At 44.6% G+C, this 17590-nt stretch carries 16 protein-coding genes; 13 read left to right on the plus strand and 3 right to left on the minus strand.

The window, feature by feature from the left end; all coding sequences use genetic code 11:
• Positions 1 to 10 precede the first annotated feature (10 nt).
• The 5 genes from FR741_RS06045 to FR741_RS06065 all read left to right on the plus strand — a co-directional run bounded on the left by FR741_RS06045 (position 11) and on the right by FR741_RS06065 (position 5250).
• A complete protein-coding gene (locus FR741_RS06045; RefSeq protein WP_167426427.1) occupies positions 11 to 1048 on the plus strand; it encodes an imelysin family protein in 1038 nt (345 codons plus the stop codon).
• Positions 1029 to 2111, plus strand: coding sequence for a DUF1513 domain-containing protein (locus FR741_RS06050; protein WP_167426428.1), 1083 nt, complete (start codon positions 1029 to 1031; stop codon positions 2109 to 2111). The genes FR741_RS06045 and FR741_RS06050 overlap by 20 nt, the downstream gene beginning before the upstream one ends.
• A 120-nt stretch (positions 2112 to 2231) precedes the next feature.
• The gene (locus tag FR741_RS06055; RefSeq protein WP_456300799.1) at positions 2232 to 3794 is read left to right on the plus strand and encodes a L,D-transpeptidase family protein; all 1563 of its coding nucleotides are present in this window, start codon (positions 2232 to 2234) and stop codon (positions 3792 to 3794) included.
• 165 nt (positions 3795 to 3959) lie between these two features.
• Positions 3960 to 4508 (plus strand): DUF882 domain-containing protein, encoded by a 549-nt coding sequence (locus tag FR741_RS06060; protein ID WP_167426430.1) that lies wholly within the window; start codon positions 3960 to 3962, stop codon positions 4506 to 4508.
• An 85-nt stretch (positions 4509 to 4593) separates the two neighbouring features.
• Positions 4594 to 5250 (plus strand): MBL fold metallo-hydrolase, encoded by a 657-nt coding sequence (locus tag FR741_RS06065; protein WP_048625699.1) that lies wholly within the window; start codon positions 4594 to 4596, stop codon positions 5248 to 5250.
• An 18-nt stretch (positions 5251 to 5268) separates the two neighbouring features.
• Here the strand turns inward: FR741_RS06065 and FR741_RS06070 are convergent, their stop codons facing one another.
• Positions 5269 to 5934, minus strand: a complete 666-nt coding sequence (locus FR741_RS06070; protein ID WP_167426431.1) for a DUF2982 domain-containing protein — start codon at positions 5932 to 5934, stop codon at positions 5269 to 5271.
• Between the two features lie 273 nt (positions 5935 to 6207).
• Here FR741_RS06070 and FR741_RS06075 point away from each other — a divergent pair, with 273 nt between their 5' ends.
• The 6 genes from FR741_RS06075 to FR741_RS06100 all read left to right on the plus strand — a co-directional run bounded on the left by FR741_RS06075 (position 6208) and on the right by FR741_RS06100 (position 12210).
• Positions 6208 to 6612, plus strand: coding sequence for a hypothetical protein (locus FR741_RS06075; protein ID WP_005394736.1), 405 nt, complete (start codon positions 6208 to 6210; stop codon positions 6610 to 6612).
• Between the two features lie 414 nt (positions 6613 to 7026).
• A complete protein-coding gene (locus FR741_RS06080) occupies positions 7027 to 8118 on the plus strand; it encodes a TRAP transporter substrate-binding protein (RefSeq protein ID WP_005394734.1) in 1092 nt (363 codons plus the stop codon).
• 115 nt (positions 8119 to 8233) lie between these two features.
• Entirely contained in the window at positions 8234 to 8773 is a 540-nt protein-coding gene (locus FR741_RS06085; protein WP_012841642.1) for a TRAP transporter small permease subunit, read from the plus strand.
• Positions 8774 to 8785: 12 nt separating this feature from the next.
• On the plus strand, positions 8786 to 10072 hold the full coding sequence (locus FR741_RS06090; RefSeq protein WP_005394731.1) for a TRAP transporter large permease: 1287 nt from the start codon (positions 8786 to 8788) through the stop codon (positions 10070 to 10072).
• 151 nt (positions 10073 to 10223) lie between these two features.
• Positions 10224 to 11579: a cache domain-containing protein gene (locus FR741_RS06095; protein ID WP_005394729.1), complete on the plus strand. Its 1356-nt coding sequence runs from the start codon at positions 10224 to 10226 to the stop codon at positions 11577 to 11579.
• Positions 11572 to 12210 (plus strand): response regulator, encoded by a 639-nt coding sequence (locus FR741_RS06100; RefSeq protein ID WP_005394727.1) that lies wholly within the window; start codon positions 11572 to 11574, stop codon positions 12208 to 12210. Before FR741_RS06095 ends, FR741_RS06100 begins: the two co-directional genes overlap by 8 nt.
• Before the next feature lie 40 nt (positions 12211 to 12250).
• Here FR741_RS06100 and FR741_RS06105 read toward each other — a convergent pair whose 3' ends face one another.
• A complete protein-coding gene (locus tag FR741_RS06105; RefSeq protein WP_031780419.1) occupies positions 12251 to 12727 on the minus strand; it encodes a MarR family winged helix-turn-helix transcriptional regulator in 477 nt (158 codons plus the stop codon).
• A gap of 387 nt (positions 12728 to 13114) precedes the next feature.
• Here FR741_RS06105 and FR741_RS06110 point away from each other — a divergent pair, with 387 nt between their 5' ends.
• On the plus strand, positions 13115 to 14686 hold the full coding sequence (locus FR741_RS06110) for a BCCT family transporter (protein ID WP_005394723.1): 1572 nt from the start codon (positions 13115 to 13117) through the stop codon (positions 14684 to 14686).
• A gap of 230 nt (positions 14687 to 14916) precedes the next feature.
• On the plus strand, positions 14917 to 16800 hold the full coding sequence (locus tag FR741_RS06115) for a methyl-accepting chemotaxis protein (protein ID WP_012841645.1): 1884 nt from the start codon (positions 14917 to 14919) through the stop codon (positions 16798 to 16800).
• A gap of 70 nt (positions 16801 to 16870) precedes the next feature.
• On the opposite strand, the gene FR741_RS06120 is transcribed toward FR741_RS06115, so the two are convergent.
• Entirely contained in the window at positions 16871 to 17590 is a 720-nt protein-coding gene (locus tag FR741_RS06120) for a 3'-5' exonuclease (protein WP_167426432.1), read from the minus strand.

A 17590-nucleotide genomic window follows, 5' to 3' on the forward strand; every position in this document is an offset into this window, starting at 1 on the left:
GGAAGCAACCATGAAAAAAACACTGTTAGTGAGTGCGATTGCCGCAACGTTAAGTTTGGTTGGTTGCCAATCGACAGTCGGTTCAAGCTCTGCCAAGCCTGAGAGTACAAGTCATATTTCTCAAGCGGTCTACGAAGTTGAGTTTCAATCTGCGCAGACGTTTTTAGCGCAAACCACAGAACTTGAACAAAGCTTCGCGGATTACTGCTCATCAGAGACGAAAGATGATGCGCAAGTAAAACAGCAATGGTACCAAACTATGCTGACGTGGATGGCATTACAAGGTCAAGAGCGTGGCCCTGCTACGGCGTTGGAGCAAAGTTGGAATGTCCAGTTTTGGCCAGATAAAAAGAACACCACTGGCCGAAAAATGTCTGTGCTGACGAAATCTGACCAAGTTTGGAGTGCGGAAAAGATCTCCACGCAAAGTGTTACTGTACAAGGCCTAGGTGCACTAGAATGGCTGCTTTACGATAAAGCGTCGACCTTATCTAGCAACAGCAATACCTGTGCGACAGGTGTTGCAATTGCTGAAAACCTAGAGAACAAAGCGCAGATCATCGCAGATTCTTGGGCACAAAATCCTTGGAAGTCGTTAGAGATGACGGAATGGAAATCCGAGTACATTTCGCTGCTCTCTAATCAGCTTGACTACAGCATGAAAAAGCTGAGCAGACCGTTAGCTAAAATTGGTCAGCCTCGTCCTTACTTTTCTGAATCTTGGCGTTCAGAGACGTCGCTTTCAAACTTAAAAGCAAACCTTGAAGCAATGGAAGCGCTGTATCTTGCCAACGGTAATGGTCTAGATACTCTACTAAGAGAGCAAGGCCATGCAGGTCTCGCAGACCGTGTTGTTCACCAGTTTGAAATGGCGTTGGAAACATGGCCGGAAGATAAGAGTTTGTTCACGGCTTTACAAAGTAAAGAAGGCTACCGCATGGTACTCGCTCAATACAATAAGCTAGAGCAATTGAAGTACTTGATCCATGAAGAGGTGGCGATCGAGCTTGGCGTGGTTATAGGATTTAATGCAACCGATGGTGACTGATCAAACCCGCCGAACCTTACTGAAAGCCGCACTCTTTGGCGCGGCCGCACCTATGATGCCATTTGGTTGTGCTTCAACACGTTCACGTCAACCAGCGTTGATTGGCTGCTCAATCATCGGCCGAGATAAATACGCAGCGGTAGTGGCCGATGAGCATGGTATGCCGCTATCTTCGTTGCCGATTCCTGAGCGTGGTCATGGTGTGGCGACCAACCCACAAGGTCACGCTGTGGTCTTTGGTCGTCGACCAGGAACTTTCTTCATGGTGTTTGATTATCGCTCTGAGCAGATGATCAAGCTGCAGCTAGCAAAACCGGATCGCCATTTCTATGGTCATGGTGTTTACTCCCATGATGGCACGTTGCTATTTGCTACAGAAGGGGAAAGGGGCACAAGCCGTGGGATCATTGGTGTTTATGATGTGCAGAAGCAATATCAAAAAATCGATGAGTTAACGGGTTTTGGTCTAGGTCCTCATGAAGTGATCATGATGCCTGATGGCGCATTAGCGATTGGCGTCGGTGGCGTACACACCAACGGGCGTGAACCGCTCAATCTTGATAGCATGAGACCAAGCCTGAGTTACCTTTCACAAGAAGGTGAGCTGTTGGATCAAGTCTCTTTACCAGATCATAAGTTGAGCATCCGTCATTTAGCGCATGATGGTGCAGAGACGGTACTGTGTGGTCAGCAATATCGTGGAGAGCCGGATGAATACCCAGCTTTACTTGCGATGCACACTCGTGGAGGCGTGATGCAATCTTTGCATGCGGAACCCGAAGAGTGGGCGAGATTTAATCACTATGTCGCGAGTATCGCGGCGATGGATGAATGGATCCTTGCGACTTCTCCTCCGGGCAGTTGTTATGGGATATGGTCCAAAGCTACAGGTAAGTTGGTTGAGTTAAGTGCTTTGCCAGATGCATCGGGAGTAGTGACGTATGGAAAGGAATTCAGGGTCAGCTCTGGTGCTGGCAAAGTGGTTGAGCAAAGGCCAACAACACATAAAAGCGCTTCTTTTAGTGGTGTTCAATGGGATAACCATTGGTCAAAGATTGTTTGAACCCAAATAGATAAAGAAACTTGATGTTAATTTCGACATCAGATTCTTAATTTTAAACCTGCAAGCTGTGAGATATTTGCCATACTTTTCATTATGGCAAGTAGCGCAAGGATCGTTTCAGTGTTTGCTAGGGTTTTAATCATGACGGCACTTATGGTGCCGTTTTTCAGCTTTTCTACCGTCGTTTCTCTCGAAGCTTCTGCACAAACAGAGCAAGAGGGAGCGGTACAAAAGCTGTCTGTCGAAAAAATGATCCATTATCCAGAGGTGATTGACCAGCTTTATCAAAGTACCAATTACCGTTTGAACTGGGAAAATGAAAGCGATATTGAGCAGTTTCTTTTTCAAGTAAACTTGGTTGCTCTTGCTGGCGTCACGGACGAATTCGAGAATCAACTCCATCGTATAAACCAAGTTCGATGGCAGGGAGATAACCTCGACTTTGATTTGGTGATGACAGATTCACTGTTGATGTATCTCAGCTATCTCGAGCAGCTCCCTGAAGAAGGTATTAATTGGTTATTTGCTAACAAAGCCCACGTGATTTTACCTGCTCCTAGCATCGATACTTTGTCCGTACTGAGTAACGAAATTACGGTTGGCAAACTTGGTCAATTCTTAGCAAGTCTTCGTTCTCCTTTACAAACGGACGAAGCTTTTTATTCCGCTTACTCCTCTTTATCCGAGCACGCTCAGTATCAATATCCAATCTATGAACAAACGGGCCTTGCCCGTGTCGGTGACCAATTAGAAAATAAACCGCTTCTGATTGAGCGTATGGAAGTGGTTGGTGTGGATGTATCGTATTTAGATATCACGACCCAACAGTATGATGAAGAATTAGAGTTAGCTGTGAAAGAGTTTCAGCGTATTCATGGCTTGAAAGAAGATGGGGTGATTGGCCCGAATACCATTCGATGGATCAACTTTTCTCCTCAAGAACGATTGCATCTATTGGCGCTGAACTCAGAACGTTCAAGGATTTGGTCCAAAGACAGAGATAATGTTGTCTTTGTAAATGTACCTGGATACGAAGTAACGTATTGGCACGATGGTCAACCGTTGTTCGAGTCTAAAGTTGTGGTTGGCAGAGCCTCAAGAAAAACACCAATCATGTCGGGGACTCTTGACTCCGTCATTCTCAACCCCACATGGAATGTGCCATGGACCATAATGGTGAAAGACATCATTCCTAAAGTGAAACGTAATCCGATGTATTTGATTAACCATAACATTCAAATCATCCGGTCTTGGACGTCAAACGAAATTATTGACCCTACAACCATCAATTGGGCGACGGTGAATCCGAGAACATTTCCTTATCGTATGCGACAGGCATCGGGCTTACACAATGCATTGGGATTGTATAAGTTTAATATGCCAAACCCCCAAGCTATCTATTTGCATGATACGCCAAGTAAAAACTTGTTCGAACGAGATAGACGCGCATTCAGTTCCGGGTGTGTCCGCGTTGAACATGCCGACCAACTGGCGGAGCTCTTATTCAAAACTCAGGGATTAGAAGAACGCCTAGCGAAAAAACGGGAAAGTACGCGTCGCTCTAACACGTCGGTTCCTTTAGGAGAACGCATCCAAGTGCACATTATTTATCAAACCGCATGGCTAGAAGAGGGAACACTTTACTACCGAGATGATATCTATAAATACGATCACCGTAGTTGAAATCTTTAAATAAAATTTACAAAACTAAGAATCTTCTGTTTGCTCAATAATTAAGCGTCAATCACCACATCTTAAAATTAGGGTGGAGCGATTTATGAATTTGACGTGACAAAGGTGTTTGGGTAATGTCCGCGACTTGTTTAGTTGTTGAGCATTATTTTTGAAATGGTAAGTCGTAATTTTTCCCGCCGAGATTTCCTTAAAATGGCCGCTGGTGGCGTGGTATTGGCATCTGCCTTGCCATCGATTTCATGGGCTTCATTCCCTGACGAGCCACGTGAGTTGGCGATGAATAACCTTAATACTGGAGAGCTCCTCGAAACATGCTATTTCGATGGTAAACGCTATCTTGATGATGAACTAGAAAAGCTGAATGAGTTTTGTCGTGATCACCGTCGAAACGAAGTTCATCCGATGGATCGACGCTTGTTCGATCAAATCAGCCAGATTCAAAAGCTGATCGGTACAGATGCAGAAGTCATTGTAATTTCTGGTTACCGTTCGCCTTTGACCAATGCGTCCCTGCGCAAAGGGGCTAGCGGAGTGGCAAAGAAAAGTCTTCATATGGAAGGTAAGGCCATAGACTTCCGTCTTGATGGAGTGAAATTGTCTACTGTACGCGATGCAGCAATTAGCTTGAAAGCTGGTGGTGTTGGGTATTATCCAAGTAGTAACTTTGTCCATATCGATACAGGTGCTGTGCGTTCTTGGTAAGTCAATAGCAAGCCTTGAAGTCGCATGGGGTTAGTGTCATAGTTGCGCCAGTTTTAACGCAAATTTGTTTGGTAATAGGTTTTCTATGGCTCTGAAATACCAAGTTGTCCCAGTGACATCTTTTTCTCAAAACTGTTCTATCGTGTGGTGTGATGAAACGATGAAAGGCATCGTTATTGACCCAGGCGGTGACGAAAAGCAACTTGCTATGCTCATTAAAGAGCTTGGCATCGAGATCGTCAACTTGGTGCTAACTCATGGGCACCTAGATCATGTTGGCGGAACAGAGCCGCTGGCTGCAATGCTTGGTGGTACTGAGATCATTGGACCTCATAAAGCGGATAATTTTTGGCTACAAGGTCTAGAAGGGCAAAGCCAAATGTTTGGTTTCCCATTGACTGAAGCTTTTGAACCGCATCAATGGTTAAATGAGGGTGACACTGTCACATTTGGTAATCAAGTATTAAAGGTATTCCACACACCAGGTCATACCCCTGGTCACGTTGTTCTTTATAGTGAAGAAGCGCGATTGGCGTTTGTGGGCGACGTATTGTTTAACGGTAGCATTGGCCGAACTGACTTCCCACAAGGTGATTTCAATACCTTGATTAGCTCTATCAAAGAGAAATTGTGGCCTTTAGGCAATGATGTCACGTTTGTCCCTGGTCACGGCCCTCAATCGACTTTCGGTCACGAACGTAAAACTAACCCGTTCGTTGCTGACGAGATGCCGCTTTACTAAAAGCGCGTGTAGTAAGCATTATTCTGGCTCGGCGGCAGCTAAGTATCGCCGAGTCAGTCCCACAAAATCCTCTGCTTCACGATCTAGGTCACTGGCTGATATAAACAGATCGTAGCCGTAAAATCCTCTTTGATATTTCATACGGTTGGCGAGCATCGCCAGTAAGCCTTTATACTCAATCCCATTGCTGTTTATGTATGGCTTAGGATCAAGCACCATATCTTCAAACTTATCTTCACACTGATTTTGCTTCGCACCTAAATAAAGTAGTACGCGTTGGCTAAGGAGAATTTCTGTCGCTATACGAGGGCAGATCGAATCCAAATAAGGTGAGTAGTGTTTTAGACGAATACCAATCCAAGGTAGCGGCTGATGCCACCCTTCCTGCTGGTAGCTACAAATCCCTATTGACTCAATATTTCGCCATCGGACGACCCATCCGCCTTTAAAAAGATGTTGTTGGAAGTGAGAAGCTGTCAGCGTAAAAGTGACTTGGCTTTTTTTGATCATCAAGATGGCGAAACCAACAATTGCAGACATCAAAATGACCGACAACATGGCTTGCTTCCATCCCGGAGAAATGACAACCAAAAACAAGGTTATCAGTGCAACGAGCAACAAAAGTATTCTGTTGATAGGGGAGTCGGGTTTGAAATGTGAATTTGTTAGGTGCAGCGTTTCCATGCTTATAACCTCATCGAATACTTGATCAAAAATGCGTGGATGACTAAATGTGCATTGACTTGCATTTGAAATAAAAGAAACCTCTGTTTTTATACCCAGTATTCAATAAATCCGTTCATAAAATATCTGATTAAATAGTAGACGTTCTATGCTTTGAGCGCATTTTTCATCGCGTTTCGCCGCTAAAACCTACAAATTGCTTGTGAATTTTGGTATAAAACGCGCTTCAAATTTTCATCCCTGCTGAGATGCAGTGAACTGGAGAAATATTCAATGAGACTTGCTCATAAGCGTAAAGTGCAGATGAAACTGCAAAAACGCATTAAAGCGACAGTAGCAAACTTAGCTGCAGCACCTAAAGCAGTGAAGCCTGTTGCCGAAAAAGCAGTAGCACCTTCTGTTGCTGAAAAAGCTGTTGCGGAGAAAGTAGTAGCTGAGAAAAAAGTAGCTGCAGTGAAAACAGTTGATGTTGCCCTTACTCCTAAGCAACAACAAGTATTAGACATCGTTGTAGCAAATGCTGAAGGTATCAACCCTAAAGGCATTGGTCTAGCTGCAGGTCAAGAAGATACTAAAGCGGCATCATGGGCTACTGGCGCACTGAAGAAGCTTCTTGAAGAAAACCTAGTTCAAAAAGAGCAGTTAGCAGGTAACAAAGTTATCTACAAAGCAGTTTAATTACCGCTACCGTTCTAGCTTGAATACCTCGGCCAATGCCGGGGTATTTTTTTATCTTCGTATTGAAAATAATCTATTAGGAATTGATTTTAACGCTGCCAATAAGTGCTTTGTCACATTTTCTTAAATACTATGTAAATTTTTTGGCAGAGAAGTACGTACGTATCATTTTTCTTTTTGCCTCGTTACAGGAAAAGTAACTCATTAATTTTATGATAGTTAAACTTGTCGCATAACGGCTGTCCTACGTAGTTATACGTAATACCTAAGGCTAATGTCTTATTGATGAATTACTCGCTTCCGTGTTCATGCCCATTTCGCATTCGACAACATTGTTACATCTTTTATACCGAATACAGCCAATCCTAATGAAATGGATGACAACAATAACTTTGGTGATAAAGGACGTGAACGATGAGTCTAATCCAAAAATCTTTAAAACGAGTGCTCAAAACAACCGCTGTCGTTGCCGCGATGACATTCGTTGTGACTTCTGCAAATGCTGCTGAAAAAGTCTATCGTTTAAAGCTTGCTGAAACTTGGGGACCTAACTTCCCTATTTTTGGTGATGCGACAAAAAACATGGCAAAAATGGCAGAGGAGATGTCCAACGGGCGTCTGCAAATCCGTATTGATTCCGCAAACAAGCACAAAGCGCCTTTTGGGGTGTTTGATATGGTTAAGTCTGGCCAATACGACATGGGCCACTCGGCGTCTTACTACTGGAAGGGCAAGGTTCCAAACACACTTTACTTCACTTCTATGCCTTTCGGTATGCTACCAACTGAGCAGTATGCGTGGTTTTACTACGGCGGTGGTATGGAGCTGATGGAGAAGGTGTACTCTCCACATAATTTGATGTCTTTCCCTGGCGGTAATACCGATACTCAGATGGGCGGGTGGTTCCAGAAAGAGATCAAGTCCGTCGAGGATTTGCAGGGTTTGAAAATGCGTATCCCAGGTTTTGCTGGTGAGATCTTGGCAGAGCTAGGTGCAAAACCAACGAATATCGCCCCTGGTGAACTATATACCTCTCTAGAGCGTCGCACAATTGATGCCTTGGAGTGGGTTGGTCCATCATTGGATTTGCGCATGGGATTCCACAAAATCGCGCCATACTACTACACAGGTTGGCATGAGCCAGCAACTGAGCTTCAGTTCCTTGTTAATAAGCGTACTTGGAACCGTCTACCTGATGATCTAAAAGCGATTTTACAAGTAGCAATGAAAACCGCCGCTTACGATATGTACACGCAATCGAAACACGAAAGTGGCAAAAACTGGGCATCTATCAAATCTGAATACCCAAATGTTGAAGTCAAAGACTTCCCGCCTGAAGTAGTGGCTGCGTTGCGAGAAGCAAACGATCGTTTGTTGAAAGAGCACGCAGAAAAAGATGCTTTGGCGAAAGAGATTCAAGAGTCGCAAGCGAACTACATGAATCAAGTTCGACCTTGGTCAGACATTTCACACCGAGCTTACTTAAACAGTCAAGCTCAACAATAACGTTATGACGCAGGCGACGCCGAGAGGTTTAGCCTGCGAACGAAGCCCAAGAAAACTTCATAATGAATGCTCCGCACCATAGCGGAGCGTATCCAAACGTTCCACGGAGTTCGGAATGAGAAGTCTTATTTATATTGAGCGATTATTTAACCGCTTTAGCGATTTCCTCGGATGGTTGTCCAGCATCCTGTTTATTTTATTGTTGGTGAATGTGGTTTACGACGTTGTGATGCGATATGTATTCAACGATGTATCCATTGCATTCCAAGAAATGGAATGGCATCTATTCTCCGCCGTATTTCTGCTTGGTGTGCCTTACGCGATTAAGTCTGGTGGCCATGTTCGCGTTGACATTTTTTATGAACGCTTATCTTACAAAGCACAATCCATCATCGACATCATAGGCACGCTATTTTTCTTATTCCCTTTTTGCCTACTGGTGGCTTGGTTTGGTATCGATTTCGCCAAAGAAAGTTACGCGCTAGGCGAGACGTCTGGTGACCCAGGCGGATTGCCATATCGTTGGATCATCAAGGCGATGATTCCGCTGTCATTTTTCTTTATGGCAGTCAGTGGCATTGGACTGCTGCTGCATTCGATCAACAAGATTGTTAACCCTCATCTTATCTATGCCGGTAATAACGGTAAGTCGTAAAAGGAAGTCATTATGATCGGTATAGTGATGTTTTTTGTCGCGCTCTTTGCGCTTTTATTGGGATTCCCAGTTGCCTTTACTTTTGGCGGTATTGCACTGATTTTTGGTGTTTGGGCTGAAGGCATCGAGATGTTTGCTTTCATGCCATATCGTATTCAATCCATTATGGAAAATACGGTGCTAATGGCCGTACCATTGTTTGTCTTCATGGGACTAGTACTTCAGAAGACGAAGCTTGCAGAGCAACTGCTTGAGTCAATGGGACGTCTGTTTGGCGGCGTCCGTGGTGGTATTGCTATTTCGACAGTATTAGTTGGCGCATTACTTGCCGCGTCAACGGGCGTAGTCGGCGCATCGGTTGTTGCGATGGGGTTGATCTCACTGCCTGTGATGCTTAAATACAATTACGACAAGGGCTTGGCGTGCGGGACTATTTGTGCGTCTGGTACCTTGGGACAAATTATCCCGCCTTCTATCGTGTTGATCTTGTTAGGGGATGTACTCGGCGTGCCGGTCGGGGATTTATTCCAAGCTGCAATCTGGCCCGGTATCACGCTCGTCGGCGCCTATGTTATCTACATTCTTATTTACGCGAAGTTGAATCCTCAAGCCGCACAGGCGATAGAGCGCGATGAGTCGATTAGTCGAAAGCAAGAAGTGTTCACCGCGCTGAAAGCCGTTTTACCGCCACTAGCACTGATCATTGTGGTATTGGGCTCCATCTTTGCTGGGATTGCAACGCCAACAGAGTCAGCGGCTCTGGGCGGCGCTGGTGCGATAGTTCTGTCGTTACTGTATAAGCAGTTTAGTTGGTCGATGATTTATGATGCATCGAAAGAAACCGTTAAAGTAACCGCAATGGTCTTTGCTATTTTGCTAGGGGCAACCGCCTTCTCAATGGCATTTACCTACACCGGCGGTGATTATCTAGTCGAAGAGTGGATGTTAGAACTGCCGGGTGAAAAGTGGGGCTTCCTCATCATTACCATGGTGGTGATTCTGATTTTAGGCTTCTTTATCGATTTCGTTGAAATCTGCTTTATCATCGTGCCAATTATTGCGCCGGTCGCTGAGTTGATGGGTATCAACATGACGTGGTTTGCGATTCTTATCGCAATGAACTTACAGACATCATTCCTAACACCGCCATTTGGTTTTAGTTTGTTCTATCTAAAAGGCGTCGCACCTGCAGGTGTCACTACGCGAGATATTTACAAAGGTGTGATGCCGTTTATCGCGATTCAAATTGTCGTGTTGGCTTCTTTGCTGTTCTTCCCTGGCTTTTATGGCATGAGTTGAACACTCGATAATAAAAGAGATTTTGTGAACTGAGAGTTTTTACCTTTTGAGGCAAGTTGTTAAGCTGCTATTTATGTCTAGGCGGACGAAGTCGAGTTATTTGTGCTGCTAAGATAGTGAGCTGTAAAGCAGCGTTTCATGGAGGAAAGGGATGCCTCTCAAAGCAAAGTTAATTCTGCTGACATTGATACCCGTGGTATTGGTGTCAGCGAGTATCAGTTGGATTTCTATCTATCAAACCAAGACTCTTGGCAAAAGAGAGGTAGAGATCTTTCATCAAAACCTGATCCAATCAAAAGAGGCGGCGTTGAAAGATACGGTCGACGTCGCCTTTGACTCCATTTCTTATATCTACAACGATCCAACCTTAGAAGAGAGCGTTGCTAAAACACGCGTGAAAGCGATTCTAAACCGTTTAAGCTACGGAGCAGACGGCTACTTTTTTGCTTACGATAAATACGGCACCAACCTTGTACATCCTGTTCTTCCAGAGCTAGTCGGGGAGAACTTACTCTATCTTGAAGACGAGAATGGCGATCGTCTAATAGAAGCTTTGTTGTATCAAGCTCAATCAGGTGGTGGGTTTCATCAATACCTGTGGCAAAAGCCATCTACGGGTGAGGTCGTCCCAAAGCTTAGCTACGCCGCATGGCTCGATAAGTGGGAATGGATGATAGGGACAGGGCTCTATATTGAGGACGTCAGCCAAGAAGTTGCCAATATGCGTGCTGCGGTGAACAAAAATATCGAAACGACTTTTTTCTCGGTCGTCGTGATCTTAGCGGTGACCGTTGCTGTAATTATCGTTCTCACTTTAGCGATCAATCTGCATGAACACCGTCTTGCCGATAAAAACCTTAAAGAGTTGGCACATAAAACCGTCATGTTTCAAGAGGATGAGAAAAAGCATCTAGCGAGAGAGTTGCATGATGGAATCAACCAGCTGTTAGTTTCTAGTAAATGTCATTTGGATTTAATGAGTCATAGACTGGAAGATGAAAAACTCAAATCCCACTTAGATAAATCGCAACGCTCATTGGTCACCGCGATAAATGAAGTAAGGCATATTTCTCATCAACTTCGCCCTAGCGCCCTTGATGATATCGGCTTAGAGGCGGCACTGACCACTTTACTGCAAGACTTTCACTCTCACTCTGGGATTGATATCGAGAGTAATTTTGATACTCAGCAGTACAAACTGACGTCGGAGGTCGCGACAACCTTGTATCGTGTTGCTCAAGAGTCTTTGAACAACATCGAAAAACACGCAAGAGCGAAAAAAGTGACGGTTACTTTGCAAAAAATGGGCAATATGCTGCAATTACTCATACGTGACGACGGTGTTGGCTTTGTGGTTAACCAAGCAGTGCACCAACAAGGGATTGGGTTAAGGAACATGCAAGAGCGTGTAGAGTTCATTGGTGGTGAGTTTGAACTGATGAGTGAGCTTGGTTTAGGAACAGAGATTACCGTGCTGCTTAATTTGGATGAATTAGTTTATGGATAAACCGATTAGTGTGGTGATTGTTGATGATCATCAAGTGGTCTTAGATGGCTTCATGGCTCGCTTGGAGTTAGAGCCTGACATTGAAGTGGTCGGTACGGCAAGCAATGGGCTGGAAGCGATAGAAGTCGCAAAGCACCTTCAGCCTGATGTCATCTTGATGGACATTAGCATGCCGATAATGAACGGTATTGAAGCGACTGGGGTAATTAAAGAAGAGCGTCCAGAGAGCAAAATACTTATGCTGACCATGCACGATAACCGTGAATACATCATGAAGGTCATGCAAGCTGGCGCAGTAGGGTACATGCTCAAGGAAATCTCGGCCGAGAAAATGGTGCAAGCAATAAAAACGGTAAATCAAGGTTCAACGTATTTCTGCGAGTCTGTCACACAAACGCTTTTTACCCAAGAGGTGGTGCCAGCCACTCAAAAAACGAATCCACTCAGCCGAAGGGAAGAGGCGGTGCTTAAATTAGTCGCTCAAGGAAACAGCAGTAAGAAAATAGCCACACTACTTAACATTAGCTACCGAACGGTAGAGACGCATCGCCACAACATTAAGCACAAGTTGGATTTACATTCGACGGCGGAGCTAGCGAAATATGCGTTTGAAACAGGGTTAACAGAGTAGGAGAGTAGTGCCCGCAAAAAGCGAGCACGTGAGAGCGAAATTAATCGACTTTTGTAATGCTGCCAAGCTCTAGCATTGGAGCGACATCGATATCCTCTGCATTCATCATTGTTGAGATGCGTTGAACGGAAGATAGCAGCAGAGACTGCTCCCATTCTTCCAATTTTTGGAATCGATTAATGAAGTGTTCCTGCAATGGCGTTGGTGCTTGCTTTAGGGCTTCTTGGCCTTTGCTCGTAAGTACAGCATGCACTTTACGCTTGTCTTGAACACTGCGTTGACGCTCAACAAACTGGCCTCGTTCTAGTCTATCTAGAATGGTCGTTGCGGTCGCTTGGCTCATGTTAGTGTGGCTAGACAACTGTTTAATCGTTACGTTATCTAACTCATTGATAGCACGCATCAAAATCAACTGTGGAGCGGTCAATCCAGACTCTTTGCTCAGCTTTTTAGAATGTAAATCAATAGCGCGGATGATCTGACGAATCGAGACCAATACTTCTTCGTACTTTTCCAATTTATTCATCCAGTCTGTAGGGAACATTTATCGAGGCGACACTAACTTAAATGCGCCCTTATTTAAAGGGGTGGAATCAAAAATTACCACTACAATTTTAAGTAGTGTCTCCAATTTCATTTTGTCGCGTCGTGTAGACAAAATAAGAAGACCTAAAATTATTATAGCAATAAATGTTTGTGGTCTAACTATTGCGCTAGTGGTTTATCCTTTTAAAGGCGGAAATTGCTGAGTGAAAAGTAAGTTATTGGATTTTTTCATAGCAAAAAGATAGACAAAAACGTGTCAAATGATAGGATCTTGCGCCTTCACGGAATGTAAAACGTATCGTGTTCGAAAGATTTTTTTGTTTGGTACGTAAAAACAGTACAAAAATAGAGAGGAACGATGACAAAGGGTATAGATAAGTACAGTATCGATAGTACCGACTATACGGTAGGTCAAGACAACGTTCAAAAATGGGGTTTTGATGTTCATAACCCAGTTTTTGGTATTAGTGCAGGTTTAATTGCGCTGTTTCTTGTCGCTGCATTAGTTCTAGATGCACATACCGCAAAGACGGCACTTGATGGGCTGAAATGGAAGATCATTGGTTCATTCGATTGGTTGTTCATTATTGCAGGTAATATTTTCGTTATTTTCTGTTTGGCACTTATCGTTTCGCCAATGGGTAAAATCCGCCTAGGTGGTAAAGACGCTGTTGCCGATTACTCGTTCATGTCATGGCTTGCAATGCTATTTGCGGCTGGTATGGGTATCGGTTTAATGTTCTGGAGTGTCGCAGAACCTGTCGCTTACTTCACTGGTTGGTATGAAACGCCACTCGGTGTTGAAGCAAACACACCAGAAGCAGCGAGATTGGCACTGGGTGCGACGATGTTCCACTGGGGTCTTCACCCATGGGCAATTTACGGTGTTGTAGCACTTTCTTTAGCATTCTTTGCCTACAACAAAGGTTTACCGCTTTCTATGCGCTCGATCTTCTACCCGCTTCTGGGTGATCGCGCGTGGGGCTGGGCTGGTCATATCGTGGATATCTTGGCCGTTCTTGCGACCTTGTTTGGTCTTGCAACGTCACTGGGCTTAGGTGCACAACAAGCGGCAAGTGGTATTCATCACGTATTTGGTGTTGAGCCAGGACTGGGCCTACAAATCGTCGTCATTACCGTTGTAACTTTGCTTGCTGTTGTTTCAGTCGTACGTGGTATTGATGGTGGCGTTAAAGTCATTAGTAACATCAACATGGTTGTGGCGTTCTTGCTGCTGATTCTTGTTGGTCTTATCGGTTGGGCTGCGAGTTTAGGCTCGATTCCAACCACACTTATGGCATACGTAGAGAATATTATTCCGCTAAGTAACCCGTTTGGTCGTACAGATGAAGCATGGTTCCAAGGCTGGACAGTATTCTACTGGGCTTGGTGGATTTCATGGTCACCATTCGTCGGTATGTTCATTGCGCGTGTTTCTCGCGGTCGTACCGTTCGCGAATTCATTACAGCCGTTCTATTGGTTCCAACCGCTGTTACTGTTGTTTGGATGTCAGTATTTGGTGGTCTAGCGATCGAGCAAGTTGTTGATAAAGTAGGTGAGTTGGGCACGAATGGTTTGACTGACGTTTCACTTGCTATGTTCCAAATGTTCGATGTTCTTCCATTTGGTAGCATGCTTTCAATCATTGCTGTTGTGTTGGTACTTGTGTTCTTCATCACGTCTTCTGACTCTGGTTCACTTGTTATCGACAGCATCACAGCGGGCGGTAAAGTCGACGCTCCTGTACTTCAACGTGTTTTCTGGGCATTTATGGAAGGTGCAATTGCGGTTGCTCTACTGTGGATTGGTGGCTCAGAAGCAGTTCAAGCGCTTCAGGCAGGTGCAATTTCTACAGCACTACCGTTTACCTTCATTCTGCTTGCAATGTGTGTGAGCTTATTGATGGGTATGAGAACAGAACGTCAATAATTCAGGCATTTTATAAATCTGTCTGAGTAACAAGTAATCAAAAGGCCAGCATTTTGCTGGCTTTTTTTGTGCGGTTTTTATGACGGTGAGACAAAAAAATGACACATGAAAGTTCATATTTTACAAAGAGTTAATGTGCTATTTTGTTTTTTAAAAATTAGTGAATAGTCGTGAAAAAGTGTGTAATATTCACACACCTTAACTGTTCTCCCAACTCAAAAACTATAAATATGAAATTATCATTAAAACAAAAGCTTATTGGCGCAAGCCTTTCTGCTGTTGTTGTGATGGCAACAGCACTTACTTGGTTGTCGGCTGGTCAATTATTTGATCAGACTCGTTCAGGTGTCTATTCACGTGCGCAAAGTCTAAGTACTACTGCGTCAGAAGGAATTTCTGATTGGGTCAATATCCGTAAAGATATTGCTACCGCATTCAACGACTACTCGACAGAGCAAGACGTTGTCCCTTTCCTACAACAAGCTCGCAAGGCTGGTGGCTTTGATGACATCTTCCTTGGTACACCAAACGGTGATATGTATCGCTCTCACCCTGAGCGTAACCGTGCTGATTACGACCCTCGTACTCGTCCTTGGTACAAAGATGCTAACGCCGCAGGTAAGCAGATCATCACAGCTGCATATCAAGATGCAATCACTAACGCGCTGCTTGTAACCATTGCTGAGCCAGTAATGAAAAATGGTCAGTTTGTTGGTGTTGTTGGTGCAGATGTACTGATCGATCAGCTCATCAGCGACGTGATTAACCTAGATGCAGGTGAAAATGCGCATGCGATGTTAATCGATATGAACGAAGGTACGTTCCTAGCGCATCCTGATAAAAGCTTAACGCTTAAGCCTATCACCAGTGTTCTAAAAGACTTTTCAGAAGAGGCAATCGAGCGTGCTGCAGATGAAGGTCGTATCGAAGATACGGTAATCAAAGGCAAAGAGAAGCTTTACTACTTTAATAAAGTACCTGGCACGCATTGGATGTTCGCTATTGAAATGGATCGCGCAACGGAAGAAGCAGGGCATGCGGTATTGCTACGTGACCTATTGATCACTGCAGTGATGATCACCATTGTGGTTATTCTTGCGGTATCTTGGTTGGTTGGTTTCTTGTTCCGTGACTTGAGCCGCGTATCAAATGCACTTGAGGAAATTGCATCTGGTGAAGGTGACTTAACGCAACGACTAGAACCACGCAGTGATGATGAAGTCGGTAAATTGGCTGAAAACTTCAACCGCTTTGTTGGCAACATGCACACGATGGTGACCAAGCTTAGCCACGTATCATCTGCGCTTTCAGAGCAAGCACGCACGACGGCACAGCAAGCTGAAGAGCGTAGTCAGCGTATCTCTTACCAGCAAGATGAAATCAACATGGTGGCGACGGCTGTGAACGAAATGGCTGCAGCGACACAAGAAATTGCAGGTAATGCAGATAGCACGGCAAGTAACTCAGAGGAAGCGGTTCAAGCTTGTTCACACGGTTCTAGCCAAGTGACTCAGACGCAAGGTTCTATCCAGAACTTGGCGCAAGAAGTTCAAGTTGCCACTGATGTGATTCAAGAGCTAGAAGCACACGGAAATAGCATCAATACGATTCTATCAACGATTCAAGGTATTGCTGAGCAAACTAACCTACTTGCACTTAACGCGGCAATTGAAGCAGCACGTGCAGGTGAACAAGGCCGTGGCTTTGCTGTGGTTGCGGATGAAGTTCGCGTATTGAGCCAACGCACTCATGCTTCAACGCAAGAGATTCAAGAAACTATCGAGATGCTACAGGGCACAACAGCGAAAGCGGTTGGCATCATGGGTGATAGCCGTCGTCTGGCTGACACCAGTGTTGATGATGCAAACGCGGCTGCAGCGAGCTTGACGCAAATCCATACTGCTGTTGAGCGCATCAGTGACATGGCAACGCAGATTGCATCGGCGGCAGAAGAGCAAGCATCGGTAACAACCGAGATCACGCGTAATACTGAAGGCATTCGTGACGTTTCTAACGAGCTGTCGGTAGAAGCTCATCAAGCAGCAGAACAAGCTGCCCACCTATCTGAGCTTTCACACGAATTAGAGCAAGAGATTCAACGCTTTAAGCTGTAATCGGATACCGACCTAAATAAAAAGGAGCCATTTGGCTCCTTTTTTGATCGCTTATTAAGCTAGAAAGACGTTATAGCCAGAACTCACTGATCGGTTGCTCTTCGCTATAATGATGGGCGATTTGCGCTTGTAGCAGTTCTGCCGTAGCAATTGCATCGGTTAATGCATGGTGAGGGGTATAGTCTGGCAGACCATAACGGCGTCGAGATTGCGCTAGCCGAACCGATTCTGGCTTTTTACCTTTTAAACGCTCCCAGAGTGAGCCAGAGCGTTTCTGTTGAATTGTTTCTTCAAGATGCAGCGTATCTATCACTGGAAACTCAATTCCTTCCCCTAAACGGCTTTTGAGTGCTTTATCCAGAAATTCTCTCTCGATACGACGATAATGCACAACAATGATTTTTCCGCTTAAGCATGGTAGTAGCTCGCTTAGGATGTCACCCAAGTCAGGTGCATCGATCAATTCACTGTGAGTAATACCATGTATGATTACCGAGTCTTCATCGAGTGCTCGCTCCGGGCGAACTTTCCAATGACGTGAATTGCGCAAAAAAATCCGCTTCAAGTTAAACGGCACTAAACCAATGGTAATGATGTCATGTTTCTCGGGATTCAACCCCGTCGTTTCGAAATCTAGCGCGACGAACTCCACCTCAGACAGGGGGGTCTCTGGTGCAGGTGGTTTATTGCTATAAAACGCAATTAAATTCTCATCTTTAGCCATCTCCAACTTTTGTTCAAATTTCGTTGGCCACTGAATGGTTGGCTTCTGAAAGAGCTTTTTGATCAT

Source organism: Vibrio diabolicus (assembly GCF_011801455.1).
GTDB lineage: Bacteria > Pseudomonadota > Gammaproteobacteria > Enterobacterales > Vibrionaceae > Vibrio > Vibrio diabolicus.

Coding starts and splice junctions, on each gene's coding strand:
- FR741_RS06045 (WP_167426427.1), top strand. CDS start 11: ATGAAAAAAACACTGTTAGTGAGTGCGATTGCCGCAACGTTAAGTTTG.
- FR741_RS06050 (WP_167426428.1), top strand. CDS start 1,029: ATGCAACCGATGGTGACTGATCAAACCCGCCGAACCTTACTGAAAGCC.
- FR741_RS06060 (WP_167426430.1), top strand. CDS start 3,960: ATGGTAAGTCGTAATTTTTCCCGCCGAGATTTCCTTAAAATGGCCGCT.
- FR741_RS06065 (WP_048625699.1), top strand. CDS start 4,594: ATGGCTCTGAAATACCAAGTTGTCCCAGTGACATCTTTTTCTCAAAAC.
- FR741_RS06070 (WP_167426431.1), bottom strand. CDS start 5,934: ATGGAAACGCTGCACCTAACAAATTCACATTTCAAACCCGACTCCCCT.
- FR741_RS06075 (WP_005394736.1), top strand. CDS start 6,208: ATGAGACTTGCTCATAAGCGTAAAGTGCAGATGAAACTGCAAAAACGC.
- FR741_RS06080 (WP_005394734.1), top strand. CDS start 7,027: ATGAGTCTAATCCAAAAATCTTTAAAACGAGTGCTCAAAACAACCGCT.
- FR741_RS06085 (WP_012841642.1), top strand. CDS start 8,234: ATGAGAAGTCTTATTTATATTGAGCGATTATTTAACCGCTTTAGCGAT.
- FR741_RS06090 (WP_005394731.1), top strand. CDS start 8,786: ATGATCGGTATAGTGATGTTTTTTGTCGCGCTCTTTGCGCTTTTATTG.
- FR741_RS06095 (WP_005394729.1), top strand. CDS start 10,224: ATGCCTCTCAAAGCAAAGTTAATTCTGCTGACATTGATACCCGTGGTA.
- FR741_RS06100 (WP_005394727.1), top strand. CDS start 11,572: ATGGATAAACCGATTAGTGTGGTGATTGTTGATGATCATCAAGTGGTC.
- FR741_RS06110 (WP_005394723.1), top strand. CDS start 13,115: ATGACAAAGGGTATAGATAAGTACAGTATCGATAGTACCGACTATACG.
- FR741_RS06115 (WP_012841645.1), top strand. CDS start 14,917: ATGAAATTATCATTAAAACAAAAGCTTATTGGCGCAAGCCTTTCTGCT.
- FR741_RS06120 (WP_167426432.1), bottom strand. CDS start 17,590: ATGATCAAAAAGCTCTTTCAGAAGCCAACCATTCAGTGGCCAACGAAA.